The following is a 16,316-nucleotide window of genomic DNA, read 5'->3' as shown; positions in this document are numbered from 1 at the left end:
GCACTTCCTCTTGGGCGAAACCGCTAAACCGGGCTTAGCGGCCTGCACCGCCATAAATGGGGATCGGCGCAAGACAGCCCCCCCTGCCTGATGCGACGGTGGTATGAAGGTGTTGCGGAAGGGAGCCCTCCCCCCCTGTCTGATGTGATGCTGGTATGAAGGTGTTGCGGAAGGGAGCCCGTCCCCCCCGAGGGTCTGGAGCCCGATAGGGAGCAAGGGTCCCTTCCGCGTTGGTCACAACCCTGAACAGTTGCTTGGGACTGCTGATCCCGCACGACATGGACAGGAGCCTATACCATGCCACAAGCCGTCATCGGCTGCGACCTTTCGCGTGCTCTCATCGACATTTGCGAACTGCCATCCGGTCGGATCGGGCAGATCGCCAATACACCGGATGCCATCGCCGCCTGGCTCGACACGCTCGACCATGATGTCCGTGTCGTCTTCGAAGCCACCAGCGGCTGCGACGGCGAGTTGATCGCAGCGCTTGCGATGCGCAGCCATCCCTTCTCACGCGTCAATCCGCGCCAAGCGCGCGAGTTCGCCCGGGCCACCGGCACGCTGGCCAAGACCGACCGCGTCGACGCCCGTATTCTGGCGCAGATGGGCGCGGCGCTGAACCTGCCGGCTACCATCCCGCTCAGCCCGGCGCGTTCCCGCCTGGCCGATTTCCTGCGCCGCCGCAGGCAGTTGGTCGACATGCGAAAAGCCGAAAAGCTGCATCGCCATAGCGCTGGCCAGCCCGACATCGCCCGGGCCATCGAGGCCATGATCGACATGCTCGGCCAGCAGATTGCCGAGCTCGACCGACAGATCGCAGGCTTCATCGCCCAGGATCACGCCCTGTCCAAACAGGCCCGGCTGCTGACGGCCGTTCCCGGCATCGGACCCACCGTCCTCGCCACCCTGCTCGGCGAACTTCCCGAACTCGGCACGCTGTGCCGCCGCAAGATCGCCTCGCTCGCAGGCCTTGCCCCCCACGCCCGCGAAAGCGGGACATGGCGCGGTGCCAGGCGCATTTGGGGCGGTCGACGAAAAGTCCGAGAAGCCCTCTACATCGCCGCCCTCAATGCCTCACGGCGTATCCCCGTCCTCACAGCCATGCGCGACAGGATGCACGCCAAGGGCAAGGCGCCGAAAACCATCCTCATCGCCGTCGCCAGACAACTCCTCGTCATCCTCAACGCCATGATCCGCAAGCGACAGCCTATCGCTCTCGCATGATCATCACAGTTGCCCCCTGGCCCTCGACTTCGCTTGGGCCGAACGGCGAAAGCAGCTTTGTGGTGATCCGCTTCCCCTCACCCTCCTGATGGAAAACTCGCAAAAGGGCGGCGTCGAACGGCTACAATCCCACCCTGCAGACAAACGAAATCGCCGGAGTCCATGGGACCCCGGCGACTATTTTCGATCGGCAGGAGGGTCGCTCGTGCGACCGACCGGTCAGCGCGGCGCGGGGGCGCCGGGGACGCCGCCGGGCATCGCCCCGGGCGCGCCGCCCATCATCGACTGCTGGGCCTGCATCTGGCGCAGGACCGATTCGGGGATGAAGTCGATCAGATCGACATCGAACACCAGCGTCGAATTCGCCGGGATCGCACCGTTCGCGCGGTCGCCATAGCCCAGCTTGGCGGGCAGCCAGAAGCGATACTTCGCGCCCTTGGGCATCAGCTTGAGCGCCTCAGCAAAGCCCGGCAGGACGCCCGAAAGCGGCATCGGGGCCGGCTGTTGCGACTTGTCGAAGACGGTGCCGTCGATCAGACGACCGGTATAGTTGATCAGCGCCACGTCGCTGGCGGTCGGATGCGCACCGCCATTGCCAGGCACCAGCACCTTGTACTGCAGGCCCGAAGCGGTCGTCTCGACACCCGGTCCACGCGCCTCGCGCAGGAGCGCGGCATCGCCCTGGCGCGCCAGCAAGGCCGCCACCACGATCGCGGCAGCCACCGCGACCCATATCCAGACCAGATAGGCACGCCGGACGGGACGAAGGGGAACAGCGGTTACGGACATGCCTGTTTCTCGCTCTGTGCGTTGGCGTTCGTGGTACGCATCAAGGATGCGGCGCGCGAAGCGCAAATCGATTCGTCCAGGCGAATCGATGGCCGGTGGGACCATTCCCCACCCCAGGCCGCTCGGAGCGACGGGGCGGGGACGATCCGCCGGATATTACCGGGCGCCGTCGCGCTCGGCGCGCTTGCGCTCCAGCTTGCGCGCACGACGAACCGCCGCCGCACGCTCACGAGCGCGCTTTTCCGACGGCTTCTCGTAGTGGCGACGGAGCTTCATCTCGCGATACACGCCTTCCCGCTGCAGCTTCTTCTTGAGCGCGCGGAGGGCCTGATCCACATTGTTGTCGCGAACGATGATCTGCATAAAAACGAATTGCTCCGGCAAAACAGGATAAAGCGGCCACAGAACAACTGTAGCCGCATCGTTGGGCGCTCCTAGCAGGGGAGTCTGTCCAATACAACCCGTCGGTGTGGATTTCGCCCCGTCCGCCAAGGCGACATGAACCATAATGTCATGTGCCAGCCATGCCGACGTGATGTCGGCGCCGCTATCACGCCGTTCGTCCAGTTTCATCCCCGTGTACCGGACACCCCTGTATGACATGTCGGCTCATTCCCCCGAGTGACCGGCATCATGGCGCGGCGCCTCCCCTGTCGCTGCGTTTGCCCCGGTCCGAACTCCCGTCGGACCGGGGCCCCCTTTCGGGGGACAGGCGACATGGCTAAGGCAGGCCGCATGACCGCGCCCGACCTTTCCAATCCGCTGATCCTCTACAACAGCCTGACCCGCGCGCCCGAGACGTTCCGGCCGATCGATCCGGCCAATGTCCGCGTCTATTCCTGCGGGCCGACCGTCTATAACTATGCGCATATCGGCAATCTGCGCGCCTATGTCTTCACCGACACCCTGGCACGCGTGCTGCGCTGGAAGGGTTGGCCGCTGACCCATATCATCAACATCACCGATGTCGGCCACCTGACCTCCGACGCCGATGCGGGCGACGACAAGATGGAGGCCGCCGCGAAGAAGAGCGGCCAGGACATCTGGGCGATCGCCGCGCATTACACCCGGACCTTCAAGCAGAATCTGAAGGATCTGGGCATCGCCGAGCCGACCCGCTTTCCGCTGGCGACCGATCACGTACCCCAGATGATCGCGTTCGCCGAGGCGATCGAGGCCAAGCATTGCTATCGCCTGCCCGACGGGCTGTATTTCGACGTGACGACGGTGCCCGATTATGGCCACCTCGCCCGCCATCAGGACGATGAGGGCGAAAGCCGGATCGATCCCGTCGCGGGCAAGCGCCATCCGGCGGACTTCGCGATCTGGCGCGCCTCGGCGCCCGGCGAGAATCGCCAGATGGAATGGGACAGCCCCTGGGGCCGCGGCGCGCCCGGCTGGCATCTGGAATGCTCGGTGATGAGCAAGCAGTATCTGGGCGCGCAGTTCGACATCCATACCGGTGGCATCGACCACCGCGAGATCCACCATCCCAACGAGATCGCGCAGAATCAGGCGCATGGCTGCACCGCCGAGACCGGCGCCAATATCTGGATGCACAACAACTTCCTGGTCGACCGCACCGGCAAGATGTCCAAGTCCTCGGGCGAATTCCTGACGCTCCAGGCGCTGGTCGATCGCGGCTTCCACCCCCTCGCCTATCGGCTGATGTGCCTGCAGGCGCAGTATCGTTCGGAAATGGAGTTTGGCTGGGACGGCCTCGCCGCCGCGCAGGTGCGATTGAAGCGGCTGGTCCAGACGGTCGAGGGGCTGCGCACGCGGGCCGATGCGCCCGCCAAGGGCGATGCGGCGGCCTATCGCGAGCGGCTGGACGCCGCGCTGTCGGACGATCTCGCGACGCCGCGCGCGCTGCCGGTGCTCGACGTGATGCTGGCCGACAAGAAGCTGTCGCCCGGCGTGCGGCTGGCTGCGCTCGCCGATTTCGACGCGACGCTGGGGCTGCAACTTGCGACGCTGACCCGCGCCGACCTGCGCACCCGGCCCAAGGCGGCCACGCTGGACGAAGCGGGGATCGAGGCACAGCTGGCCGAGCGGCGCGCGGCGCGGGCGGAGAAGGACTTCGCCCGGTCGGATGCGATCCGCGACACGCTGCTCGCCGCCGGGGTCGAGGTGATGGACGGCGACCCGCTGGGCTGGGACTGGAAGCCGGTGTTACCGGCCGCCTGATCCCCGGCGCCAGCCGCCATAGCCGCCGCGCGGCGACCGCAGGCGCAGGCCGATGAACAGCACGGTGGGCCAGAACATCGTATTGGCGATGTCGCCCAGCGTGTCGGCCCAGCGCCACGACCCGTAATGCAGCCGGTCGAGGACCTCGTTGCCCGCCTCGGCCAGCGCGACGCAGAGCAGCGGGATCGGGGTCGCCAGCGACTTGCGGGTCAGGATGCGGGCGAGGAACAGCACCGCCATGCCCGCATGGACGTGCAGCAGGCTGTCAGCCATGCCGGTTCCGTCGCCGACCCATTGGATGAAGGCGGCATAGCGTGCGGGAATATCCATGGCGGCCGCTTGCCCGGCCCGGACAGGGGTGACAAGCCCCCTTCCTCCGAATGCGAAAGGCCCGCCACCCCGACGACCGGGATGGCGGGCCTTTTATCGACCGTTCAACAGGATAGGACGTCGATCAGAAGCTGCTCCAATCGTCATCGTCCTGCCTGACCGCCAGATTGCCCTGAGAGGGCACCGGCGCGGCCATGCGGCGCGGCGCGGGCGATACCGCCGCCGGCCGCCGGATCGCGACGACGGGCGCGGCGGGCTGGGGCAAGCCGCCCTCGATCCGGAAGCGGCCGATCTGCTCCTCCAGCGCCTGGGTCTCGGCGGACAGCGCCCGGACGGCGGCCGTCACCTCCTCGACCATCGCGGCATTGGCCTGGGTCACGCCGTCCATGTCGTTGATCGCCAGATTGACCTGCTGGATGCTGGTCGCCTGCTCGGACGCTCCGCCCGCGATCGATTCGACCAGCCCGGCGATGTCCTGCATCCCCGTCGCGATCAGACGCAGCGAATCGTCGGTCTTGTTGGCCAGTTCCACGCCGCTGCGCACCCGGTCGACCGTGGTGGTGATCCGCGCGCTGATGTCGCGCGCCGCCTCCGCCGAGCGTTCGGCCAGCGCACGCACTTCGGAGGCGACCACCGCAAAGCCCTTGCCCGCGTCGCCCGCCCGCGCCGCCTCGACGCCCGCATTCAGCGCGAGCAAATTGGTCTGGAAGGCCAGCCCGTCGATCACCGCGATGATCTCGGCGATTTCGCTCGACGAACGCTCGATGTCGCCGATCGCCGACACGGTGCGGCGGACGATCTCCTCGCTGTTGCCGACGTCGCTGCTCGCCTTGCGGACGATCGTCTGCGCCGATTGCGCCTTGGCGGCGGCGGCGGTGACCGACTGGGCGATCTCGTTCATCGCGGCCGAGGTCTCCTCGATGCTGGCCGCCTGCTGCTCGGCGCGGCGGGCCAGATCGTCGGCGGCCTGGTTCATCTCCACCGTGCCGCTGCTGATCCCGGCCGCATTGACCCGCACCGCGCCCAGCGAGCCCGACAGCCGCGACACCGCCATGTTGAAGTCGCGCTCGATAGCGGCATAGGAAGGCGGGAAGTCGCTCAGCTTGACCGTCAGGTCCGAACCGGCGAGCTGCTCCAGCGCCTCGCCGATCTGGCTTACCATCTGGTTCTGCTCGGCATCGGCCTGCGCCTTGGCGACGGCGGTGTCGCGGAAGACGACGACGGCGCGCGACATGCTGCCCAGTTCGTCGCCGCGTTCCGCATCGGGAATCCCGATGTCGTTCCGCCCCCGCGCCAGCGCATCCATCACCCCGGTCAGCCGGACGATCGGCCGACCCAGCGCCCGCGACAACAAAATGGCCATCGCGACGGCGACACTGATCATGATCAGGCCGCCGATGGCGAGGCTCCATTGCGCCGTCCGCAGCACGATCTTGCGCTCGTTGCGGACCGCCCCCATCATCTCGACCCTTCGGGCGCGCAGATCACGCAAGGGTTGCAGGATCACCGTGACCCGCGACCGCTCGCTATTGGCGCGGAGCCAGGCCTGCGCGCCCTCGCGGTCGGTCCGGCTGCGCGCGATCAGCGGGTCGCCGATGTCGCGGCGCCATTCCTCCATCCTGGCATGCGACGCCGCGACCTCGGCGCGCGCCCTGGGGTCATCGACCAGCGCCCTGTCCAGCTCCGCCGCCGCCTGCCTCTCGGCGGCCCGTGCCGTATAATATTGCGCCAGATAGGCCTCGTCCCCGGTGATCAGGAAGCCGCGCATCTGGCTGTTCTCGCGCTGGACGCCGCCTTCCATGTCCAGCGTGGTGGTATAGACCGTCTGGGCATGAACGCTTTTTTTCGTCATCCCCTCGATCCGTGCCAATGCCCACCACAAGGTCCCCATCATCGCCAGGACCGACAGGACGACGATGGCGAAGGACAGACCGATTTTCTTCGGTATAGGCATGGAAGAGAGCATGACGAATCCTGGCAGGTCGAAAGCCCCTTCGCTTCCGATTGCCTCCGACTCCTAAGCGGCGACTCCAAACAGTTGGTTAAACCGTTACACAGGGAATGGGTTTTGCGACGGACCGTTTATTGCAGCGCCGCCCCCGCCCGGTCGATCAGCGCGGGGCGATAGGGGATCGGCGCCCCCGCCGGGATCGCGGCGATCTCGGCCGCCACCGCATCGGCACGCGCCGAGGACGAGGGATGGGTCCGGCTGCGGAACAGGCCGCCATCGACCTCGCCGCCATGCTCGCGCCAGAAGCGCACCGCATCCTGCGGGTCGTAGCCCGCATTGCGCATCAGGTGCGCGCCCAGCAGATCGGCCTCGGTCTCGGTCTGGCGGAACAGCCGCCCGTTGCGTCCGAACTCCGACAGCAACCCGCGCTTGACGCCCGCCGCGTCCAGCCGCTCGCGATGGTGCAGGATGTTGTGCGAGAATTCATGCGCGACGACGACCGCGATCATCCGGTCGTCGAACCGCTCGAAGAAGCGCGATCCGATCTGGACGATGTCCCCGTCCGCCGAGGCGGTCAGGTCGGGGCCAATCATCATCTCGAACCGCGACCGGCACCCCGGCTGCGCGGCCACCGTCACGTCGCGCCGCTCACCATGGCGCAGGATGGTCAGGCGCAGCGGACGATCGGCGGGCTCGGCGGCGATCCGGCGCTGGGCGGCGTCGCGCGTGGCGCTGTTGGCCTGCGTCGCACCGGCCGGATCGACCGCCAGGGGCTGGCCGTCGACCGCCAGGATCGTGTCGTCGGGGGCGATCCCCGCCTTGTCCGCCGCGCTGCCCGGCACCACCGCCTCGACCGCGACCGGCCCCTCGAACCCGAAGGTCGTGGGCAGTTCCTTGCGCAGCGCGGGCTCATATTGGTCGATCGCATGGATGACGAGGCCGGGGGTCGGCGCCGTATCCCGGCACAGCGTAACATTGGCCGTCGCCAGCCGCCACGCGATCGTCGCCAGCCGAAGGTCCGCCGCACGCATCGCGTCGAACAGCGCCCGGTCGTCCGTCGCCTCCACCGCAACCGTGGACACGGCGTGGGCCGGCACGGGCGGCGCCACGGCCAGCGATAGAGCGGACAGCGCGACCATGGCGGCCGATGGGAAGAGCGAACGCGACATGGGCTCTCTGCTAATCGCTTCCCCACCGATCCGCAAAGCCTGCCGCCGCAACCGCCAACGGCTCGGCGCAAAGCCGTATCATGCGCAACAATCGGCGCGACTTGAGGGGCCCAAACGCCAACTTCATTGCGTATCCCCACGATTCGGCGCATGGCGGGCAAATCAACAAAGAAGACGAAAGAGCAGGATATCATGGCCGCGAAATGGGCCCCCGACAGCTGGACGAGCGCCGAAGCCCGCCAGCTTCCCAACTATCCCGACCGCAATGCGCTGGACGCCGCGACCCGTACGCTGGCGACCTATCCCCCGCTGGTCTTTGCGGGCGAGGCGCGCAGCCTGACCGCCGAGCTGGCCGAGGTGGCGGCGGGCCGGGGTTTCCTGCTCCAAGGCGGCGACTGTGCCGAGAGCTTTGCCGAGCATAGCGCCAACAACATCCGCGACACCTTCCGCGTCATCCTCCAGATGGCGGTCGTCCTGACCTTCGCCTCCAAGCTGCCGGTGGTGAAGCTGGGCCGCATGGCGGGCCAGTTCGCCAAGCCGCGCTCGGCTGATACCGAGGTGATCGGCGGGGTCGAGCTGCCCAGCTATCGCGGCGACAATGTCAACGACATCGCCTTCACCGCCGAGGCCCGCATACCCGATCCGCAGCGGATGCTTCGCTCCTATGCCCAGTCGGCGGCGACGCTAAACCTGCTGCGCGCGTTCGCGCAGGGCGGCTATGCCAATCTGCACCAAGTGCATCGCTGGACCCATGACTTTATGGGCCGCAGCCCCTGGGCGCAGAAATATGCCGAGACCGCCGACCGCATCGGCGAGGCGCTGGACTTCATGGCGGCGTGCGGCATCGACCCCGCCTCGGTCCCCCAGCTGGCGCAGACCAGCTTCTACACCAGCCACGAGGCGCTGCTGCTCCCCTATGAGCAGGCGCTGACCCGGCAGGATTCGCTGACCGGCGACTGGTACGACACCTCGGCCCACTTCCTGTGGATCGGCGACCGCACCCGCTTCGAGGGCTCGGCGCATGTCGAGTTCCTGCGCGGCATCGACAACCCGATCGGCGTGAAGTGCGGACCCAGCCTCGAGCCCGAGGCGCTGCTGCGGATGCTCGACACGCTCAATCCGGGCCGGGTGCCGGGCCGGATGACGCTCATCACCCGCTATGGCCATGACAAGATCGAGGCGCATCTGCCCAGGCTGGTCCGTGCCGTCACGCGCGAGGGGCATCCGGTCGTCTGGTCGTGCGACCCGATGCACGGCAACACGGTCAAGGCCGCGACCGGCTACAAGACCCGCCCCTTCGACCGTATCCTGGCCGAGGTGCGCGGCTTCTTCGCCGTCCACCGTGCCGAGGGGACGCATGCGGGCGGCATCCATGCCGAGATGACCGGGCAGAACGTCACCGAATGCACCGGCGGCGCGATCGACGTCACCGAACAGTCGCTGGCCGACCGCTATCACACGCATTGCGACCCGCGCCTGAATGCGGGCCAGAGCCTGGAGCTGGCCTTCCTCCTGGCCGAGATGCTCAACGAGGAAATGGCCGAACGCCGCAAGGCCGCCGCCTGATCCGGATTTCGGGGCGGGGAAGCCGCAAGGCTCCCCGCCCCGATCTTATCCACAGTTTCCGCACACCCTCCGCTTGACGCCCCGCCCCACCCCCGCTAATTGCGCCCCTCCACCGCAAACGGCCCCTTCGTCTAGCGGTCTAGGACGTCGCCCTCTCACGGCGAAAACACGGGTTCGAGTCCCGTAGGGGTCACCAGCCTTTTGAAAGGTTGGATAGCGCTTGGCATGGTTCAGCCATGCGGTGATAGGCGAAGAGCCACACCCTTCCGATCAGCGACCTTTTCACAAGTCGATCGCTCCTGACCAGACACGGCACCCCGCCTCAATCCGTGCCCGTGCAGGCCAGCATGGCGAAGCTCGCCAGCCAGTGTTCCCCCATATAGTCGCCTGCGACCTCGTCGATCGCCGCGGCGAGGTGGTCGGCGGCGGCGGCTTGCAGGGCGTTGCGCAGCCTGGCCTCCGGTGTCGTCGCCAGCGCCTGCATCGCCCAGGCGCGGCTGAGGTTCAGGCCGTCGAGATGCGCGATCCGGCCATCGCTGCGATCGCTGACGCGCGCCGGGGTGGCCAGCGTATCGGGAAGCCCCGGCAGGAACGCCGCGAACCAGTCGGCAAAGGCGTCGGCGGGCAACAGGCGCTGCATCGCCATGGCCTCCATCAGCGTCGGGGACAGGAAATCCTCGCCGCTCGGCTCCCAGACCTGGGCCTGGCGATCCGCGCCGAACCAGTGGTGCGCGCGCTCGATCATCGCGCCGCGCATCGCCTGGTCGTTGGCGACCCGCGCATAGCGATCGGCGAGCACCAGCGCGAAGGCGGTGTTGGCATGCGTCCCCGCGCGCACCGGATAGGTCATCAGCGGCAAATGCGCGCGCCATCGTGCGGCAAAGGCTTCCGCCAGCGGTCGCAACCTGTCCGCATGGCCCAGCCCCGCGACCATCAACTCGCTCTGGAGCATCAACAGCCACGCCCAGCCATAGGGCCGCTCGAACCCGCGCGCGCTCGGCCGGTCGAGATAGGCGCACTCCGCCGCGACCTTTTCGGGGGTGAAGGCCGCGTCGAACAGCGCGTCGATGGCGGCGACCTCGGCCAGATCGGGGAACAGCCGCCGGATTCGGGCGAGCAGCCAATAGCCATGGACGCAGCTATGCCAGTCGAAGCTGCCGAAGAAGATCGGATGCACCGTGCGCGGGCGATACGGGTCGTCATCGCCGGTCATCACATGATCGGCCTTGTGCGGATATTCGCGGGTGACATGGCCGAGCGCGATCCGCGCGAATGTCGCGGCACGAATGGGGGTCATCGCAATCCTCCAGGAAAGGCGCAGAGCGTCAGCACCGCGATATTGAACGCCAGCAGCATCAGTGCGGTCGGCCACTGGACCCGGATCACCCCGAACCGGTCCCGCAGTTCGAGGACCGCCGCAGGCACCAGGTTGAAGTTCGCCGCCATCGGCGTCATCAGTGTCCCGCAAAAGCCCGACAACATGCCCAGCGCCGCGACCACCGCCGGATCGCCGCCGAAATGGCGGATCAGCAGCGGCAGGCCGATACCCGCCGTCATGATCGGAAAGGCGGCAAAGGCATTGCCCAGCACCATTGTGAACAGCGCCATCCCGACGCAATAGGCGATCGTCCCGGCCAGCGGCGTGTCGAGCGCGACGATGTTCACGACGCCGCTCGCGACGACCTTGCCCACGCCCGCCATCGCGAACACGCCGCCCAGCGCCGCCAGCATCTGGGGCAAGACCATCGCCCAGCCGATCGAGTCGACCAGCCGCCGCGCCTCGGCGACCGGCGCGGTGCGCGGCGGCCGGGTGAGACGCACGGCCAGCAGGAGGGCGACGATCGACCCGGCCACCAGCGCGACCAGGGTCACCTGCTTCGGGTCGATCAGCGCCACTCCCGCGATCCGGCCCTTGCCAATCGATAGCGTCCCCGCCAGCGTGACGGCGGGCAGCATCAGCGCGGGCACGAACAGCCGGCCGCCCAGTCGCGCAGCGGAGGCGGCGCGCTGCTCCGCATCGCTGCTGGCGACGGCCGAGGGACGCAGCCCCCAGGTCGCGAGCCCCACCATCACCAGGACGAGACACCCGGCGAGCAGATCGGGCAGCCACGGCCCCACCCCGAGCAGCACCGCGAAGAGTCCCCAGAACCCGGCGTTGCGCCAGCGCGTCGGCGCCCCCCGGTCGAAGGCGTGATGCGCCGCCACCGCCGCGGGCAGCGTCGCCGCCGCCATCCCGATCGCATCGAGCCCGATCATGCCCGCCGCCGCAACCGCCGGTCGAGCAGCAACAGGCGCGCGCCATGGATCAGGAACGCCGCGACGGCGGTCGGGATCGCCCAGAGCGCGACGTCCAGCGGTGCGACCGCCACGCCGTCCTGTTCGAGGATCGCGCGGATCAGCAGGATCGATCCGATCGCGATGAACACATCCTCGCCAAAGAACACGCCGATATTGTCGACGGCGGCGGCATGCGCGCGGATCCGGTCGCGCGTGTCGGGATCGAGCGGCTGGCGCTCGTCGCGCTCCTCCGCCCCCTCCGCCATGGGGGCGACGATGGGCCGGACCATCTGGACATGCCCGCCCAACGACACCAGCCCCAGCGCCGCCGTGATCTGACGCAATGCGAGATAACCGAGCAGCACCCGCCCGGTCGTCGCCCGGCGCAACCCCCGCACGATGTCGCGCGCCTTTTCGCGCAGCCCCGCGCGCTCCAGAAGGCCGATCATCGGCAGCGCCAGGAACGGGACCGCCAGGAACCGCGCATCGACAAAGGCCCGCCCGATCATCGCGATCACCGCGACCGGCCCGAACCCCGCCGCCGCCGCACTGGCCAGCGCGGCGACGGTCACCACCAGCAAGGGGTTCACGCCCAGCGCGAAGCCGATGATGATGATCGCGATTCCCGACAGGACGAGCATGGCGGCCTCTCGCTAAAGCGTCGCGGCGGCGCGTGCCGCCTGGTTATACTGGCCCGACAGCGAGCGCAGCAGGTCCGCCGCCTCCGACAGCGCCTGGCCGTCCGGACCGTCGGCGACGACGGCGCTGGCCAGCACCCGTTCGCGGATGTCGCGATAGTGCAGGCAGAAATCGCGGCCCGCCTCGGTCGCCGCGATCCGCTTTTCCTTGCCGGACCGATCGGTGGCGACGAGCCCGGCGCGTTCCAGCTTGCGGATCGCATAGGTGATGAGATGCGTGTCCTCGACATCCAGCACCAGAGCGATGTCGGCGATCCGCTTGGCACGATCGCGGTGGCGGACGGTGTGCAGGATCAGCACCTCCAGCGGCGCCAGCGCCAGTCCCGCCGCCGCCGCGCAGCGCACGATCCAGCGTTGATAGGCGGCGGCGGCCAGCGTCAGGCTGAACTCCAGCTCGGACAGCGCCGGGGCCGCGCCATCGGCCAGATGCGCCGAAGATACGATCGCCCGCTTGTCGTTGGTCATGCCGCCTCCTGCGCGTTCAGGGTTGCGGCGTTTCTATGGGCTGTCAATCCATCGCCGATAGTTTATCGACGATTCGTCGACAATTTCTCATGGAGGTGGCGCGATGGCAGGCTGGTCGTTCTGGATCGATCGTGGCGGCACCTTTACCGACGTGGTCGCCCGCGCACCCGACGGAACGCTGACCACCGCCAAGCTGTTGAGCGAGGCGCCCGAACGTTATGCCGATGCGGCTATCGCGGGCATCCGCACGATCCTGGGGCTGGCGGACGACGCGCCCCTGCCCGCCGATCGCATCGCCGAGGTCAAGATGGGGACGACCGTCGCGACCAATGCGCTGCTGGAACGCAAAGGTGCGCGGACGCTGCTGGTGGTCGACCGGGGCTTTGCCAATCTGCTCGTCATCGGCGACCAGACCCGCCCGCGCCTGTTCGACCTCGCCATTCGCCGCCCCGCCCCGCTTCATGACGGAGTGATCGAGATTGGCGGCCGGATCGATGCCAACGGCATGGTGGTCCTGCCGCTGGACGAGGCGGCGTGCGCCGCGCAACTGGCGGCGAAACGCGCGGAGGGTTTCGAGGCGGTGGCGATCGCGCTCACCCATGGCTGGGCGCATGGCGACACCGAAGCGCGCGTCGCCGCGCTCGCGCGCGCGGCGGGTTTCACCCAGATTTCGGCCAGCCATGCCGTCAGTCCGATGATCGGTCTGGTCGCGCGCGGGCGGACGGCGGTGGTCGATGCCTATCTGTCGCCCGTGCTGCGCCGCTATGTCGATCGGGTGGCGGGTGCGCTGGGGCCGATCCCGCTCCACTTCATGCAATCCAGCGGCGGGCTGGCCGATGCGCGCGCCTTTCAGGGCAAGGACGCGATCCTGTCGGGCCCGGCCGGGGGCGTCGTCGCCGCCGCGCGCACCGCGCAGGCGGCGGGGATCGACCGGGTGATCGGCTTCGACATGGGGGGCACCTCCACCGACGTCGCGCTCTATGCCGGGCGGTTCGAGCGGGTGCTCGATGCCGAGGTCGCGGGCGTCGAGATGCGCGTGCCGATGATGGCGATCGACACGGTCGCGGCGGGCGGCGGATCGATCCTGCATTATGACGGATCGCGGTTCCGCGTCGGCCCGGACAGCGCGGGCGCCCATCCCGGCCCCGCCTGCTATCGGCGCGGCGGCCCGCTGACCGTGACCGACGCCAATGTGCTGGTCGGCAAGATCCAGCCCGCGCATTTCCCGGCGGTCTTCGGCCCGAACGGCGACCAGCCGCTCGACATGGAGGCACCCCGCCGCGCCTTTGCCGAGCTGGCGGCGGAGATGGGTATGGCCGATCCCCGCGCCGTGGCGGAAGGGTTCCTGGAGGTGGCCGTCGCGCATATGGCGGCGGCCATCAAGCGTGTCGCGCTGGAGCGCGGCGAGGACGTGACCGGCTTCGCGCTGCAATGTTTCGGCGGGGCCGGTGGGCAACATGCCTGCCGCGTCGCCGAGGTGCTGGGGATGCGCACGGTCCTGATCCATCCGCTCGCGGGCGTGCTGTCGGCCTATGGCATGGGACTGGCCGACCGGGTGGCGATCCGTCAGCGATCGGTCGAGCAGCCGCTGGGCACGCCGCTGGACACCATCATGGCGGCGCTCGGCGACGAAGCGGCGGCGGAGGTCGGCGCCGGGGCACGCCGCGTCGCGACCGTTCACCTGCGCTATGCCGGGACCGACACCGCACTGCCGGTCGACTGGGCCGGGGACGACGCCATGCACGCCGCGTTCGAGGCGGCGCACCGGGCGCGCTTCGGCTTCGTCAGCCCGAATGCCGAACTGGTCGTCGAAAGCGTGATGGTCGAGGCGATCCTGCCCGGCGAGCCGGTGACGCCCCCGCCTCTCCCGGCGCGGCAGGGTCCGTTGCCGCCGCCGCTTTCGCATGTGTCGGTCTGGACGAACGGCGCGGAGCATCCGACCCCCGTCCATGACCGCGCCGCGCTGAGACCCGGTGACCGCATCGCCGGCCCCGCGCTGATCCGCGAGGCGATCGCGACGACGATGGTCGAGCCGGGCTGGACGTTGCGCGTCGGCGATGGCGGCGAACTGCTGCTCGCGCATGACGCATCGGGCACGCGCAGCGCCCCCGACCCGCAATATGTCGATCCGGTGCAGCTCGAACTGTTCAACACCCGCTTCATGGGCATCGCCGAGCGCATGGGCGTGGTCCTGCGCAACACCTCGCGCAGCGTGAACATGAAGGAGCGGCTCGACTTCTCCTGCGCGCTCTTCGACGGCGAGGGACGGCTGGTCGCCAACGCGCCGCACGTTCCCGTCCATCTGGGCGCGATGGGCGAAAGCGTCCGCGCCGTCATCGCCAGCCGATCGAGCACGCTCAAGCCCGGCGATGTCGTCGCGCTCAACAATCCGTTCAACGGCGGCACCCATCTGCCCGACGTGACGGTGATCGCCCCCGTCTTCGACGAGGCGGGCGAGCATATCCGCTTCTTCGTCGCCAATCGCGGCCATCATGCCGATATCGGCGGGCTGACCCCCGGATCGACCCCGCCCCTGTCGCGCACGCTGGAGGAAGAGGGCGTGGTCATCGACGACTTCCTGCTGGTCGATGGCGGGACGCTGCGCGAGGCGGCGTTTCGCGAGCTGCTGGCCGGGGCGCGCTATCCCGCGCGCAGCCCGGACACCAATGTCGCCGACATCAAGGCGCAGCTCGCCGCCAACGCGACCGGCATCGCCGAGCTGAACGCGCTGATCGCGGCCAGCGGCTGGCCGATGGTCCATGCCTATATGGGGCATGTCATGGACCAGGCGGAGGAAAGCATCCGCCATGTCCTGTCGCGGCTGGAGGACGGGGCCTTCGCCTATGCGATGGACGACGGCACGCCGCTGGCGGTGCGGGTCACGGTCGACCGGGCGGCGCGGGCGGCGACGATCGACTTCACGGGCACCGGCCCTGCCCGCCCCGGCAATTTCAACGCGCCCCCGGCGGTCACCCGCGCGGTCGTGCTCTATGCCTTTCGTTGCCTGATCGGCGAGGACCTGCCGCTGAACGAGGGATGCCTGGCGCCGCTGACCATCATCATCCCGGCGGGCAGCTTCCTGTCGCCCCCGCCCGGCAGCGCGGTGGTGGCGGGCAATACCGAGGTGAGCCAGGCGGTCTGCAACGCCCTGCTCGGCGCGCTGGGGGCCTGCGCCGCGTCGCAGGGGACGATGAACAACTTCCTGTTCGGCAACGACCGCTATCAATATTACGAGACGATCTGCGGCGGAACCGGCGCCGGGCCGGGCTTTGACGGCGCATCGGCGGTGCACAGCCACATGACGAACACGCGGATCACCGATCCCGAGATACTGGAACTCCGCTATCCCGTCCGGCTCGACCGGTTCGACATCCGCCGGGGATCGGGGGGCAGCGGTCGCCATCGCGGCGGCGACGGGGCCATTCGCGAGATCACCGCGCTGGAGCCGATGACCGCGACGATCGTCGCCTCGCGCCGGACCGTCGCGCCCTTCGGCCTGGCGGGTGGCGGTGCCGGAGCCGTGGGACGACAATGGCTGGTCCAGGCGGACGGCACCCGGCACGCCCTGTCCGGCGTCGATCAGGTCGAGCTCCAGGCGGGGGACCGGATCGTCATCGAGACGCCGGGCGGAGGCGGCGCGGGCCTCTGACCGCTCGCGCC

13 protein-coding genes and 1 tRNA gene are annotated in these 16,316 nt (G+C 68.7%); 5 read left to right on the top strand and 9 right to left on the bottom strand.

The window, feature by feature from the left end; translation table 11 throughout:
* Positions 1–297: 297 nt before the first annotated feature.
* Positions 298–1,224: an IS110 family transposase gene (locus ACFX59_RS04495; RefSeq protein ID WP_387430044.1), complete on the top strand. Its 927-nt coding sequence runs from the start codon at positions 298–300 to the stop codon at positions 1,222–1,224.
* Positions 1,225–1,443: 219 nt separating this feature from the next.
* Here the strand turns inward: ACFX59_RS04495 and ACFX59_RS04490 are convergent, their stop codons facing one another.
* Together ACFX59_RS04490 and rpsU are read right to left on the bottom strand one after the other, a co-directional pair.
* On the bottom strand, positions 1,444–2,013 hold the full coding sequence (locus tag ACFX59_RS04490; protein ID WP_387430042.1) for an FKBP-type peptidyl-prolyl cis-trans isomerase: 570 nt from the start codon (positions 2,011–2,013) through the stop codon (positions 1,444–1,446).
* 156 nt (positions 2,014–2,169) lie between these two features.
* Positions 2,170–2,376 carry a 30S ribosomal protein S21 gene (rpsU, locus tag ACFX59_RS04485; protein WP_007404630.1) on the bottom strand — a complete coding sequence of 69 codons (207 nt, stop codon included), beginning with the start codon at positions 2,374–2,376 and terminating at the stop codon, positions 2,170–2,172.
* Between the two features lie 372 nt (positions 2,377–2,748).
* On the opposite strand from rpsU, the gene cysS reads away from it, so the two are divergent.
* On the top strand, positions 2,749–4,200 hold the full coding sequence (gene cysS, locus ACFX59_RS04480; RefSeq protein WP_387430040.1) for a cysteine--tRNA ligase: 1,452 nt from the start codon (positions 2,749–2,751) through the stop codon (positions 4,198–4,200).
* On the opposite strand, the gene ACFX59_RS04475 is transcribed toward cysS, so the two are convergent.
* From ACFX59_RS04475 to ACFX59_RS04465, 3 genes are all read right to left on the bottom strand, one after another.
* A complete protein-coding gene (locus tag ACFX59_RS04475) occupies positions 4,186–4,530 on the bottom strand; it encodes a hypothetical protein (protein ID WP_307104047.1) in 345 nt (114 codons plus the stop codon). The genes cysS and ACFX59_RS04475 overlap by 15 nt on opposite strands.
* Positions 4,531–4,654: 124 nt before the next feature.
* A complete protein-coding gene (locus tag ACFX59_RS04470) occupies positions 4,655–6,484 on the bottom strand; it encodes a methyl-accepting chemotaxis protein (protein ID WP_387430038.1) in 1,830 nt (609 codons plus the stop codon).
* Positions 6,485–6,612: 128 nt separating this feature from the next.
* Positions 6,613–7,650 carry a M48 family metalloprotease gene (locus tag ACFX59_RS04465; RefSeq protein WP_387430036.1) on the bottom strand — a complete coding sequence of 346 codons (1,038 nt, stop codon included), beginning with the start codon at positions 7,648–7,650 and terminating at the stop codon, positions 6,613–6,615.
* Positions 7,651–7,842: 192 nt separating this feature from the next.
* On the opposite strand from ACFX59_RS04465, the gene ACFX59_RS04460 reads away from it, so the two are divergent.
* Together ACFX59_RS04460 and ACFX59_RS04455 are read left to right on the top strand one after the other, a co-directional pair.
* On the top strand, positions 7,843–9,216 hold the full coding sequence (locus ACFX59_RS04460; protein ID WP_307104040.1) for a class II 3-deoxy-7-phosphoheptulonate synthase: 1,374 nt from the start codon (positions 7,843–7,845) through the stop codon (positions 9,214–9,216).
* 120 nt (positions 9,217–9,336) lie between these two features.
* Positions 9,337–9,412 (top strand) — tRNA-Glu (locus ACFX59_RS04455).
* Between the two features lie 126 nt (positions 9,413–9,538).
* On the opposite strand, the gene ACFX59_RS04450 is transcribed toward ACFX59_RS04455, so the two are convergent.
* From ACFX59_RS04450 to ACFX59_RS04435, 4 genes are read right to left on the bottom strand one after another with little or no spacing between them, the layout of a single operon-like run.
* On the bottom strand, positions 9,539–10,513 hold the full coding sequence (locus ACFX59_RS04450; protein WP_387430033.1) for a DUF2891 domain-containing protein: 975 nt from the start codon (positions 10,511–10,513) through the stop codon (positions 9,539–9,541).
* Positions 10,510–11,472 carry a DUF979 domain-containing protein gene (locus ACFX59_RS04445; protein WP_387430031.1) on the bottom strand — a complete coding sequence of 321 codons (963 nt, stop codon included), beginning with the start codon at positions 11,470–11,472 and terminating at the stop codon, positions 10,510–10,512. Before ACFX59_RS04445 ends, ACFX59_RS04450 begins: the two co-directional genes overlap by 4 nt.
* Complete coding sequence (locus ACFX59_RS04440) at positions 11,469–12,134, bottom strand: DUF969 domain-containing protein (protein ID WP_387430029.1); 666 nt, start codon at positions 12,132–12,134, stop codon at positions 11,469–11,471. The genes ACFX59_RS04445 and ACFX59_RS04440 overlap by 4 nt, the downstream gene beginning before the upstream one ends.
* A 12-nt stretch (positions 12,135–12,146) precedes the next feature.
* Positions 12,147–12,656: a winged helix DNA-binding protein gene (locus ACFX59_RS04435; RefSeq protein ID WP_307104032.1), complete on the bottom strand. Its 510-nt coding sequence runs from the start codon at positions 12,654–12,656 to the stop codon at positions 12,147–12,149.
* Between the two features lie 103 nt (positions 12,657–12,759).
* Between ACFX59_RS04435 and ACFX59_RS04430 the strand changes: the two genes are divergently transcribed.
* Positions 12,760–16,305 (top strand): hydantoinase B/oxoprolinase family protein, encoded by a 3,546-nt coding sequence (locus ACFX59_RS04430; protein WP_387430027.1) that lies wholly within the window; start codon positions 12,760–12,762, stop codon positions 16,303–16,305.
* The last annotated feature ends 11 nt before the right edge of the window (positions 16,306–16,316 follow it).

Origin of the sequence: Sphingomonas sp. NCPPB 2930 (assembly GCF_042867205.1) — a bacterium.
Taxonomy (GTDB): domain Bacteria; phylum Pseudomonadota; class Alphaproteobacteria; order Sphingomonadales; family Sphingomonadaceae; genus Sphingomonas.
The sequence above is the reverse complement of the archived record's forward strand: the minus strand, read 5'-3'. Positions and strand labels throughout refer to the sequence as shown.